Genomic DNA, 13,832 nt, shown 5'->3' with positions numbered 1-13,832 from the left:
GTGAATACTGGCAACAGACCTTGGCCGGCGCGCCAGCGCTGCTGACCCTGCCGACTGACCGCGTGCGCCCGGCACAGCAGGATTACGCCGGCAACACCGTCGAGGTGGTGCTCGACGAACGCTTGAGCGCCGCACTCAAGGCCTTGGCTCAGCGACATGGCGTGACGATGTACATGCTCATGCTCAGTGCCTGGGCGAGCCTGTTGTGTCGTTTGTCCGGGCAATCGGAAGTGGTCATCGGTTCACCGGTGGCTAACCGTACCCGCGCCGAGATCGAAGGCCTGATCGGCATGTTCGTCAACACGCTGGCCCTGCGCATCGACACCTCTGGCGAGTTGAGCACTGAGGCGCTACTGGCAAGGGTCAAGGCGCGCACGCTGCAAGCGCAGGCGCATCAGGATTTGCCGTTCGAGCAAGTGGTGGAAATCACCCGGCCGCTGCGCAGCATGGCGCACAGTCCGTTGTTTCAAGCGATGTTCAGTTGGGACAGCGGCCACGGCGCCAGCCTGAGCCTGGGCGAGCTGACGCTGGAAAGCGTCGCCGAGCCGAGCCACTTTGCCAAATTCGATTTGTCGCTGACGCTGGCAGACGCGCCGGGCGGGATTCGCGGTGTGCTGGAGTACGCCGTTGCCCTGTTCGACGAATCGACCATTGAGCGTTATGTCGGTTACTTCCAGCGACTGTTGCAGGTAATGGTCAACAACGATCAAGCGGTACTGGAGCAGGTGGCGCTGTTGGCAGATGACGAGCGTCAGCATCTGCTGTTCGATCTGAACGCAACCGCCGTCGCCCACGATCTCGAGCAGACCGTTCATGGTCGCTTCGAGGCGCAGGTGTTGCGCACGCCTGACGCTGATGCCGTGGTGGCCGGTGAGCTGCGTTTGAGCTACGCCGAGTTGAACCGCCGCGCTAACCAACTCGCTCATCACTTGCGCCAGTGCGGTGTCGATCGCGATTCGCGGGTGGCGATCTGCGTCGAGCGTGGGCCGGAGTTGTTGGTCGGTCTGCTGGCGATTCTCAAGGCTGGCGGCGCTTATGTGCCGCTCGACCCGGGTTATCCCGCCGAACGTCTGGCCTACATGCTTGAGGACAGCGCGCCCGTGGCGGTGCTGGTGCATGCACCGACGCGTGCGCTGATCGGCGAGTGGGCGGGCGTGCGGGTCGATTTCGACCAGTGCACCTGGCAAGACCTTGCGCAGAGCAATCCGCAGGTGCCGGAATTGAGCGCGGCAAATCTGGCCTATGTGATTTACACCTCCGGCTCCACCGGCACGCCGAAAGGCGTAATGGTCGAGCACCGTAACCTGGGCAATCTGCTGCACTGGAGCGCCGGGCTGTGCCCGCTTTCTACCGGCGCCGCGCTGCTGCAGAAAACCCCGTTCAGTTTCGACGCCTCGGTGTGGGAGCTGTTCTGGCCGTTGAGCTGCGGCATGCGCCTGGTTCTCGCCGGCCCGAATGACCACCGCGATCCAGCCGCGCTGGTGCAACTGATTCGTGAGCAACAGGTCAATGTCATCCAGTTCGTACCGGCGCTGTTGCAGCAATTTCTTGAAGTGGAAGAAGTCGGTGAATGCAGCAGCCTGAGCGATGTGTTCTGTGGTGGCGGTGAGCTGACCGCCGCGTTGGTGCGCAGCGCCCGCGAGCGTCTGCCGCGGGTGCGACTGCACAACGTGTATGGCCCGACCGAAGCCACCGTCGACAGCACCGTATGGACGCTGGAGGCGAATTCGCCGGTACCGCAAGGCACGCCGCCGATCGGCAAACCGCTGTGCAACACCCGCGTGTACATCCTTGATGCTTATCAGCAACCGGTGCCATTCGGTGTCGTCGGCGAGATGTATCTCGGCGGCATGCAAGTGACGCGGGGTTATCTGAATCGGCCGCAGCTGACCGCCGAACGCTTCCTCAGCGATCCGTTCAGTGATCAACCGCACGCACGCTTGTACCGCACCGGCGACGTCGCGCGGTATCGGGCCGACGGCAATATCGAGTACCTGGGGCGCAACGACGATCAGGTCAAAATCCGTGGTTTGCGTATCGAACTGGGTGAGATTCAGGCGCATCTGGTGCACATCAACGGCGTGCGCGAAGCGGCAGTGCTGGCCCGCGAAGACGTGCCGGGCGATCAGCGCCTGGTGGCGTACTACAGCGGCGAACCTCTGCAGGTCGATCAGTTACGCGCCGAATTACTCAAGCATCTGCCGGACTACATGGTGCCCGCCGTGTTTGTACACCTGGACAGTTTGCCGTTGAGCCCCAACGGCAAACTGGATCGCAAGGCCTTGCCGGCGCCTGGCCAGACAGCGCTGTTGAGCCGCGAATACGAAGCCCCGGTCGGTGAAGTCGAAACGGTCATTGCCGGTCTCTGGGCCGAGTTGTTGAAGGTCGAGCGGGTAGGGCGTCACGACCATTTCTTCGAACTGGGCGGTCACTCGTTGATGGCGGTCAATCTGGTTGCGCGTATGCGCCGGGCCGGTCTGTCGGCAGATATTCGTGTGTTGTTTGGCCAACCGACGCTGGCCGCGTTGGCTGCCGCAGTGGGCGGTGCGCCTGAAGCCGTGGTTGCTTCGAACCTCATCCCGCGCAACTGCACGCGCATCACGCCCGATCTGCTGCCGTTGGTGGCACTGGATCAAGCGACGATCGACAGAGTCGTTGCCAGTGTTCCCGGCGGAGCCCTCAACGTTCAGGATATTTATCCGCTGGCGCCGTTGCAGACCGGCATTCTGTTCCATCACGTGTCGGCCGCTCAGGGCGATCCGTATGTCTTGCAGGCGCAGTTTGCCTTTGCCGATGAGCAACGGTTAAAGGCCTTTGTCGATGCCCTGCAAAGCGTGATCGAACGGCATGACGTTCTGCGGACAGCGCTGTTCTGGGAGGGGCTGGAAGACCCGGTGCAAGTGGTCTGGCGTCAGGCTTCGCTTGCTTGCGAGGCGCTGGCGCTAGACGCTGATTCGGGCGATGTCCTGAGCCAGTTGCGCGCACGATTCACCGTCGACAACTACCGCATGCCGGTCACCGAAGCACCGCTGATGCGTGTGGTGCACGCTCGGGATGCGGTCAATCAACGCGTGGTGGCCTTGCTGCTGTTCCATCATCTGGTAATGGATCACGTCGCACTGGAAGTATTGCAACACGAGATGCAGGCGTTTCTGCTTGATCAGCCGCAGTGTTTGAGCAATCCGGTGCCGTACCGCAATTACGTGGCGCACACCCGTTCCGGGCTGAGTGAGCAAGAGCACGAAAAGTTCTTTCGCGAGATGCTCGGCGATATCAGTGAACCGACGTTACCGTATGGCCAGAATCTGGCGGACAAAGGCTCTTCGCCAGAAGCACCTGCGCAACAGGCGCAACTGACCCTGGAAAGCACTCTGAGCCATAGCATCCGTCAGCAGGCACGGCGTCTGGGCGTCAGCGCTGCAAGTCTGATGCACCTCGCGTGGGCGCAAGTGTTGGCGCAGTTGTCAGGGCGCGAAGCCGTGGTGTTCGGCACGGTTTTGCTCGGCAGACTGCACGGTGGTGAAGGGGCTGAGCGGGCGCTCGGGGTATTCATCAATACCCTGCCGCTGTGCATCGAACTGAATGCACACAGCGTAAAAGGCGCGGCGCTGGCGACTCATGAACGCCTCAGTCAGCTGCTGGCCCACGAACATGCGCAATTGGCGCAAGTGCAACAGTGCAGTGCGATGCCATCGGGCACGCCGCTGTTCAGCACATTGCTCAACTATCGTCACAGTGCACCGGCCGGCCCGGTATCGGCCGAGGTGCAAGCGGCGTGGCAGGGTATGCAATTACTTAAGGCCGAGGAGCACACCAACTATCGCCTGACCCTTAGCGTTGACGATCTCGGTGAAGATTTCAGCCTGAAGGTATTGGCCGATACCGGCATCGATGCGCAACGCATTTGCGCCTACATGCGCAGTGCGTTGAGCGTACTGCTCGATGCGCTGGAGCATACGCCGCACATGGGTTTTGACCGGTTGTCGGTCGTGCCGGCGCAAGAACGTGAACAGTTGCTGGTGCGCTTCAATGCGACCGAGGCTGACTACCCAAGTGGGCTGACGATTGCCCAGCGTTTCGAAACGCAGGTCGCCGAACGTCCGCAGTCAGTGGCCGCGATATTTGCCGATCAGCCACTGACGTACTTGCAACTCAATCGCCAGGCGAATGCCTTGGCGCATCACCTGATCGAACTGGGTGTTAAACCTGATGACCGCGTGGCCATCGTTGCCCGCCGTGGTCTGGACACCTTGGTCGGGTTGGTCGCCATCCTCAAGGCTGGCGCCGGCTATGTACCGGTCGATCCCGCGCACCCTGCCGAGCGGATCAGCTATTTGCTGAATGACTGCGAGCCGGTCGCGATCCTGACCCACAGCGATCTGCGCGAGCGCCTGCCGGCCTTGGCCGTGCCGACAATCGATCTCGACCTGTGCGCATGGCCGGCGCAGGCGCAGCAAAACCCCGTGGTGCCGGAGCTGAGCGCGGCGCATCTGGCCTACGTGATTTACACCTCGGGTTCGACCGGCTTGCCAAAAGGCGTGATGGTCGAGCATCAGACGTTGTCGAATCTGGTCGACTGGCACTGCGAAACGTTCGATCTGCGCGCCGAAGGGCACACCTCAAGCCTTGCCGGATTCGGCTTCGATGCCATGGCCTGGGAAGTCTGGCCGGCGTTGTGTGTGGGTGCGACTCTGCATCTGGCGCCGGTACACGACGGCAGCGAAGACATCGACGCGCTGCTCGACTGGTGGCGCGGGCAACCGCTGGACGTGAGTTTCCTGCCGACACCGATTGCCGAATACGCCTTCAGCCAGAATCTTGATCACCCGACGCTGCGCACGCTGCTGATCGGCGGCGACCGTTTGCGCCAGTTCAATCGCCAGCCGTCGTTCGCAGTGATCAACAACTACGGTCCGACCGAGGCCACTGTGGTCGCCACTTCGGGGCGTGTCGATGTCGGCGCGGCGTTGCACATCGGCAAACCGGTGGCGAACGCCTCTGTCTACGTGCTCGACGAGCAGCAGCGCCCGGTGCCGATGGGCGTCATGGGTGAGTTGTACGTTGGCGGCGCGGGGGTGGCTCGCGGTTATCTGAACCGTGCCGAGTTGACCGCCGAACGCTTCCTGCATGACCCGTTCAGCAGCGCGCCGAATGCGCGCATGTACCGCACCGGCGATCTTGCACGCTGGCGTGACGACGGCGCCATCGACTATCTGGGGCGTAACGACGATCAGGTGAAAATCCGTGGCATGCGCATTGAATTGGGTGAAATCGAGACCCGGCTCAGTCGGCTCCCCGGTATCAACGAAGCAGTGTTGCTGGCTCGCGAGGACGAGCCCGGTGAACCGCGACTGGTGGCGTATTTCACCGAACAAGATGCCGTCGAACCCTTGGCAGTGGGCGAGTTGCGTGCCCAGTTGCTGACGCAACTGCCGGACTACATGGTCCCGGCAGCGTTCGTCCGGCTTGATGCCTTGCCACTGACGGCCAATGGCAAGGTCGACCGCAAAGCCTTGCCGAAGCCGGACCTTACCGCGCTGCCGGCCCGCGAATATGCCGCGCCGCAAGGCGAGCTGGAAATCGCTCTGGCGCAGATCTGGGCCGAAGTGCTGCAGGTCGGGCAGGTCGGCCGTCACGATCACTTCTTCGAACTCGGCGGCCATTCCCTGTTGGCGATGCGCATGGTCTCGCTGATCCGTCAGCGCCTCGGCGTCGAACTGGCATTGAGTGATCTGTTTGCCGACGCACAATTGAGCGCCGTCGCTGAAGTATTGAACCACGCCGCACGCAGTGCGCTTGTGGACATTGTGCCGGCACCGCGTGATCAAGCGTTGCCGATGTCCTTCGCCCAACAGCGCCTGTGGTTCCTGGCGCAGATGACGGGTGGCAACTCGGCGTACAACATTCCCCTCGGCTTGCGCCTGCGCGGCCACCTCGACGTTGATGCCCTGCAAGCGGCGCTGGCACGGATCGTTGCCCGTCACGAAACCCTGCGCAGCCGTTTCATCAGCCTCGCCGACAGCGCACACGTATCGATTGCCCCGGTCGATAGCGGTTTGCTGTTGCGCGTTGACGACCTGCGTCAACAGCTGCATGCCGAACAGACTTTGCAGACATTGATAGCGCAGGAAACCTCGACTGCTTTTGATCTGCAGAACGATCCATTGATTCGCGGACAACTGGTACGTCTGGCCGACGATCATCATGTGCTGCTGTTGACCGTGCATCACATCGTTGCCGATGGCTGGTCGATGGGCGTGCTGACCGCTGAGTTGATGGCGTTGTATCAAGCGTTCAGCCACGGTCAGCCTGATCCGCTGCCGCCACTGACCCTGCAATACGGCGACTACGCCGTGTGGCAACGTCAGTGGCTCAGCGGTGACGTGCTGCAGCGGCAAAGCGACTACTGGCAGCAGACCCTCGACGGCGCGCCGGCCTTGTTGACCCTGCCCACCGATCGCCCGCGACCGGTACAACAGGACTATGCCGGCAGCCACGTCGAAGTGCGGTTGGACGAGCGTCTGAGTACCGGCCTCAAAGCGCTGAGCCAGCGTCACGGCGCGACCCTGTTCATGACCCTGATGAGTGCCTGGGCGATGCTGATGAGTCGCCTGTCCGGGCAATCCGATGTGGTGATCGGCGCGCCGGTGGCCAACCGCAGCCGCGCTGAAGTCGAAGGCCTGATCGGCATGTTCGTCAATACGCTGGCCGTGCGCATCGACACCTCGGGCGCACCGAGCGTCGAAGCGCTGTTGGCACAGGTCAAGGCGCGGACACTTGAGGCGCAGGCGCACCAGGATCTGCCTTTCGAGCAGGTGGTGGAAATCACCCGGCCGGTGCGCAGCCTGGCCCATAGCCCGCTGTTCCAGACCACGCTGAACTGGGACAGCAGCGTTGGCCCGCAACTGGCGTTGGGCGATTTGACCCTGGAGGGCGTTGCCGGGCCGGGCGAGGTCGCCAAGTTTGATCTGACGCTGACACTGGGTGAGGTCAACGGGGTGATTCGTGGCGCGCTGAACTACGCCACGGCACTGTTCGATGCACCGACGATTGTGCGTTACATCGGTTACTTCGAACGCCTGCTCGAAGCAATGATTGCCAGTGATCAAGTGGTGCTGGATAGCGTGCCGTTGCTGGCGGCGGATGAGCGTCAGCGCTTGCTCGGCGACTTCAACGCCACCGCGCGTGACTACCCGCAAACGCTGACCGTGCACGGGATTTTCCAACATCAGGCCGCCGCGCATCCCAAGGCTGTGGCGGCGGTGCATGGCGCACATTCGCTGAGCTACTTTGAGCTGAACGCTCAGGCCAACCGTCTGGCCCATCACCTGATCGCCGAAGAGGGCGTACAGCCGGGCGATCACGTGGCGATCCTGCTGCCGCGTTCGCTGGAGTTGCTGGTGGCGCAACTGGCCATTGCCAAATGCGCGGCGGCCTATGTGCCGCTGGACATTAATGCACCGAGCGAGCGCCAGGCGTTCATGGTCGAGGACTGTCAGGCGGTGGCGCTGTTGACCCTCAGCGGCGAAGTCATCGACTACGCCGCACCGCGTATCGACCTCGACACGCTGACCCTTAGCGGCCAGCCGACGCACAATCCAAACCTGCTGCAGTCGTCCGAGTCGCTGGCGTACATCATGTACACCTCGGGTTCCACCGGCACGCCGAAAGGGGTGATGGTGCCGCACCGGGGCATCGGCCGCTTGGTGATCAACAACGGTTACGCTGATTTCAATGCGCAGGATCGGGTGGTCTTCGCCTCGAACCCGGCATTCGATGCCAGCACCATGGACATCTGGGGGCCGTTGCTCAATGGCGGTCGTGTGGTGATCATCGACCATCAAACCTTGCTCGATTCGAATGCCTTCGGCCGCGAACTGCGTGCCAGTGGCGCGACAATCCTGTTCGTCACCACCGCGCTGTTCAACCAGTACGTGCAACTGATTCCGCAGGCGCTCAAGGGCTTGCGCATCCTCTTGTGTGGCGGTGAACGTGGTGATCCGGCGGCGTTCCGCCGGCTACTGGCCGAGGCTCCGGCTTTGCGCATCGTGCATTGCTACGGCCCGACCGAAACCACCACCTATGCCACCACGTTCGAAGTGCAGGAAGTGGCAGACGACGCCGAAAGCGTGCCTATTGGCGGCCCCATCGGCAACACGCAGGTGTACGTGCTCGACGCGTATCAGCAACCGGTGCCGATGGGCGTCACCGGCGAGTTGTACATCGGCGGGCAGGGCGTGGCGCTGGGTTACTTGAACCGGCCGGATCTGACCGCCGAGAAATTCCTCCGCGATCCATTCAGCGAGACGCCGGGCGCGTTGCTCTATCGCACCGGTGACCTCGCGCGCTGGCTGGCGCCGGGGCAACTCGATTGCATCGGTCGCAACGACGATCAGGTGAAAATCCGTGGTTTCCGCATCGAGCTGGGAGAAATCGAAAACCGTTTGCTGAACTGCCCGGGCATCAAGGAAGCAGTGGTGCTGGCGCGCCGTGACGGTCAGGACAGCCCGCGTCTGGTGGCATACTACACGGCGCACGCGGGACTGTTGGACAGCGCCGGACTGCACGCGCAATTGCATGCCCGTCTGCCGGAATACATGCTGCCGACGGCGTGGGTGCAGCTCGAGGTATTGCCGCTGAACAACAACGGCAAGGTTGACCGCAAGGCGCTGCCAGCACCGACTCAGGAGGCGCTGCTCAGTCGGATCTACGAGGCACCGGCCAATCCACTGGAAGCAAGTCTGGCGCAGGTCTGGGCCGAGGTGTTGCAGGTCGAACAGGTTGGGCGCCATGACAACTTCTTCGAACTCGGCGGCCATTCATTGCTGGCCATGCGCATGCTCTCCCAGGTGCGCCAGCAATTGGATGTGGAGCTGGCACTGGCCGATCTGTTTGCCAACCCGGAACTGGCGGCAGTCGCCGAGGTGTTGAGTCAGGCCGAACGCAGCCGCTTGCCGGAGATTCTGCCGGCGCCGCGCGATCAGGCGCTGCCATTGTCGTTCGCCCAGCAACGCTTGTGGTTCCTCGCGCAGATGGACGGCGGCAACACCGCCTACAACATTCCTTTGGGCCTGCATTTGCGCGGCCGACTCGACGCTGTGGCCCTGCAACGGGCATTGGCGCGGATCGTCGCGCGTCACGAAAGCCTGCGCAGTCGTTTCGCGCAATTGAACGATGAAGCGCAGGTGCTGATTGCCCCGGTCGACACTGGCCTGCCGCTGATTGTGGAAGATTGGCGGCAACAACCGCAGACCCACGAGGCCTTGCGCACGCTGGTCGAAACTGAAGCGCGCGGACCGTTCAATTTGCAGGACGATCCTTTGATTCGCGGTCGGGTGGTGCGTCTGGCCGATGAGCACCATGTGCTCTTGTTGACGATGCACCACATCATTTCCGACGGCTGGTCGATGGGTGTGCTGACCCGTGAATTGATGGCGCTGTATCAAGCGTTCAGTCACGGTGAGGACGACCCGCTGCCGCCGCTGGCCCTGCAATACACCGACTACGCGGTATGGCAACGGCGCTGGCTCAGCGGCGAGGTGTTGCAGCGCCAGAGCGATTACTGGCAGCAGACCCTGGCCGGTGCCCCGGCATTGTTGAGCCTGCCAACCGACCGCCCGCGTCCGGCACAACAGGATCACCACGGCGGCAGTGTCGAGATCGTGCTTGACGCGCAGACCAGCACCGGTCTCAAGGCGTTGTGTCAGCGCCACGCAGTGACGCCATACATGGTGCTCATGAGCGCGTGGGCGCTGTTGCTCGCGCGCCTGTCCGGGCAGTCCGATGTGGTCATTGGCTCGCCGGTGGCCAACCGTACCCGCGCCGAAATCGAAGGGTTGATCGGCATGTTCGTCAACACCCTTGCGCTGCGCATCGATACCTCCGGCGATCTGACCGTTGCGGCGCTGCTGGCGCGGGTCAAGGCGCAGACGTTGGCGGCACAGGCGCATCAGGATCTGCCGTTCGAACACGTGGTGGAAATCACCCGACCGCTGCGCAGCCTTTCCCACACCCCGTTGTTCCAGACCCTGGTGAGTTGGGACAGCAGCGTCGCGCCCGCCCTGGCGTTGGGCGGTCTGACGCTGGAAGGTCTGGCCGGGGAAAATCACTTTGTGAAGTTCGACCTGTCGCTGAGCCTCGGCGAAAACCCGCAAGGCATCCGTGGCGCACTGCGCTATGCCACGGCGTTGTTCGATGAGTCGACCGTGCGGCGTTTTAGCGGTTACTTGCAGCGCTTGCTGACGGCGCTGGTCACCGATGACCAAGCGGTGTTGGCGCAGGTCAATCTGCTTGCGGCGGATGAACAGCAGCGCTTGCTCGGCGATTTCAACGCGACGGCAGTTGATTGCCCGGTCGAGCAACCGATCCAGAGCCTGTTCGAAGCGCAGGTGCAGCGTCAGCCGGACGCCATCGCCGTGCAGTCGGGCGAACACAGCCTGACCTATCGCGAGCTGAATGCCCGTGCCAACCGCCTCGCGCATCACCTGCGCGAGCAGGGCGTGGGGCCGGATGCGCGGGTGGCGCTGTGCGTCGAACGCGGACTCGATCTGGTGGTGGGGCTGCTTGGCATTCTCAAGGCCGGTGGTGCCTACGTACCGCTGGATCCGGCTTATCCGGCAGAGCGCCTCGACTTTATGCTCAAGGACTGCGCGCCGGTGGCAGTGCTGGTTCACACGGCCACCCGATCGCTGTTTGCCGGGACCGACGTAGCTGTGATCGACTTTGACCAATGCAGCTGGCACGCGCAATCGGAGGGCAATCCGCAGGTGCCTGGCCTGAACCCTGCGAATCTGGCGTACATGATCTACACCTCAGGTTCGACCGGTACGCCAAAAGGCGTGATGCTGGAACATCGTGGCTTGTGCAATCTGATGCATTGGGGATCGCAGATCTGCCCACCGACTCCGGAGAGCGCGTTGTTGCAGAAAGCGCCGTTCAGTTTCGATGGCTCGGTGTGGGAGTTCTTCTGGCCGCTGACGGCCGGTGTGCGCCTGGTGCTGGCACGGCCGGGCGGCCATCGGGAACCGGCGTATCTGGCACAACTGATTCGTCAGCAACGGATTACCGTGGTCAAGTTTGTGCCGGCGCTGTTACAGCAGTTTGTTGAACTGCAGAAGGTCAGTGAATGCACCAGCCTCACCGACATTTTCTGCGGTGGCGGCGAACTCACGGCGGCGCTGGCCGCTGCCGTGCGCCAGCACCTGCCGTGGGTGCGCCTGCATAACGTATATGGCCCGACCGAAGCCACGGTCGACAGCACGGCATGGACACTGGAACCGCACATGCCGGTGCCAACGTCGCAATTGCCGATCGGCAAAGCCATCTGCAACACGCGTCTGTATGTGCTCGATGTGCATGACCAACCGGTGCCGTTGGGCGTCATTGGCCAGTTGCACATTGGCGGCATCGGCGTGGCGCGTGGTTACATGGGACTGCCGCAGATGCAGGCCGAGCGCTTTATCGACAGCCCGTTCGTGGCCGGTGATCGCTTGTACCGCACCGGCGATCTGGTGCGTTACCGCGCCGACGGCAACCTCGAATTCCTCGGGCGCGACGACTTCCAGGTCAAGCTGCATGGCTTGCGTCTGGAACTCGGTGAAATCGAAGCGCGGTTGATCCAGCACCCGGATGTGCGCGAGGTGGTCGTGCTGATGCGCGACGAGCGTCTGGTCGCGTATTTCACGGTGCGCGAGGGCAGTGCAGCGCCCGCGATCGACACGCTGCGCGCGTTCATCCTAGAACAATTACCCGAGTACATGGTGCCGGGCGCGTTTGTTGTGCTTGACGCCTTGCCCTTGAGTCCCAATGGCAAGATCGACCGTCAGGCGCTGCCGGCGCCGGGCATCGACGCCGTGCTCAGCCGACACTACGAAGCTCCGCAAGGCGAGGTCGAAAGCTTGCTCGCGCAGGTGTGGGGCGAGGTGCTCAAGGTCGAGCAGCTCGGCCGCCACGACAACTTTTTCGAATTGGGCGGCCATTCGTTGCTGGCGATTCGTCTGGTCAACCTGCTGCAACGTGCGGGGCAGCAGGTGACGCTGGCGGAGCTGTTCCAGCGTCCGAGTGTCGAGTCGCTGGCGGCACTGCTCAGTCAGCGCAGCGCATTGCCCGAACATCCGCAAGGACTGGTCGTGGTGCGACCGGGCGAGGGCGGCAATGCGCTGTTCCTGATCCATGAATTCAGCGGTCGGGACGTGTATTTCCCGGCATTGGGGATGCACATCGAGGGGCAGTTTCCGATTTACGGTTTGCCCGGTGTGCCGTTGGGGCAGCCGCAACTGCATACCCTTGAATGTATGGCCACGCGGATGGTCGGGATCATCCGCTCGGTGCAGCCGCATGGGCCGTATCGTCTGGCCGGGTGGTCGTTCGGCGGCTTGCTCGCGTATGAAATCGCGCAGCAATTGCTCGGTCTCGATGAGGCCGTGGCGTTTGTCGGCCTGCTCGATACCTACGCGCCACATCCGGCCAGCCAGGATAAAACCCGCTGGAGCGGTGAGCATCGCGACAAGCGTCAATTGCTTGAACACTGCCGCGCGCGTTCGCAGATGCGGGGGGCAGAAGGGCTGCCAGAGTTGGCCGACGTAGAGAAGCTTGAGGCTGAAGTCGAACTGATCGCCTTCGACGAGCTGTTCCAGCGCTGCTGCGAACAGCAATTGCCCGACCCGGAACTGGCCGCACTGACGCCGGCGCAGGCCTGGAGTTACTTTGATCGTGAGGCCGCTCATGGTCTGGCGCTGGCGCAATATCGGGTCAGTCCGGCCAGCCAGCCGGTGCACTTGTTCCGCGCTCAGGCACTGATGCCGGGGCAGGCACAACCGAATCCGACTCGTGGCTGGGAGAACAAGGTCGGTACAGGTTTGCTGCGCTGCATCGATGTGCCGGGGGATCACCGCAGCATGATGAAAAACCCGGATGTCCAGGCACTCGGCCAGGCCTTGAGTCAGGCGATGGCCGCTGCGCAGGCCCCGCAACCACAGGCGTATCAGCCCGTGTTGACGATCCAGAGCGGGCACGCCGGGCATGCGCCGATCTTTTGCGTGCCGGGGGCGGGCGACAGTGTCACCGGGTTCATTCACTTGACCGAAGCGCTTGGCCCGGAATGGCCGATCTACGGTCTGCAACCGCGCGGACTCGATGGCCAGGGCGTGCCGCACAGTCAGGTGGAAGCGGCGGCGAGGTGTTATCTGCAAGCCGTTGAACAGTTGTATCCGCAAGGCTCGGTGCACCTGATCGGCCATTCGTTCGGCGGTTGGGTCGCGCATGCCATGGCCGCGCTGTTGCAGGCGGCTGGGCGGGAGGTGGCGTCGTTGACCCTGATCGACAGCGAATCCCCAGGCGGCAACGGCACAGCGGGCAAACCGTACACAACGACTGCCGCGCTGGAACGCTTGATCGAGACGCTGCAACTGTCCAGCGGCAAGTCGTTGGGCATCGATCCGCTGGTGTTCGCCGAGGCTGACGACACCACGCAAATGCGCCTGTTGCACGAGGGCATGGTGCGCGCCGGTGTGTTGTCTGCGCGTTCGTCAGCGCAGGCCATGCACGGCCCGGTCCGCACCTTCGCCACCGCGCTGCGCACGGTCTATCAACCGCAACGGGCCTACACCGGGCCGGTGCGGCTGGCGCTGGTCGACGACCCGACGCTGGATGCCTGGGGCAATCAGCGCGAGCAAGCGGCGATGGTCGAGGGCTGGCAACGCCAGGTTGCGGATCTGGCGGTGTGGTACGGGCCGGGCAACCACTTCACGATTCTCAAGGCACCCAATGTCTTCAGTCTCGCGGCGTGGTGGCATGACGGCCTGAAAGTGCCGGCCGGCCAAGTGTTGTCGTGA

At 63.0% G+C, this 13,832-nt stretch carries 1 protein-coding gene (running past one end of the window); it reads left to right on the top strand.

Going from position 1 to position 13,832, the window contains the following annotated elements; genetic code table 11:
* On the top strand, positions 1 to 13,832 hold the 3' portion of the coding sequence (locus CKW18_RS18535; RefSeq protein WP_095190130.1) for a non-ribosomal peptide synthase/polyketide synthase. Its footprint begins 4,030 nt before the window's first position; the window shows 13,832 of its 17,862 coding nt (coding positions 4,031-17,862); its start codon lies off the left edge, out of view; it ends in the stop codon at positions 13,830 to 13,832.

It is taken from the genome of Pseudomonas sp. Irchel 3E19 (assembly GCF_900187585.1).
GTDB lineage: Bacteria > Pseudomonadota > Gammaproteobacteria > Pseudomonadales > Pseudomonadaceae > Aquipseudomonas > Aquipseudomonas baetica.
The sequence above is the reverse complement of the archived record's forward strand: the minus strand, read 5'-3'. Positions and strand labels throughout refer to the sequence as shown.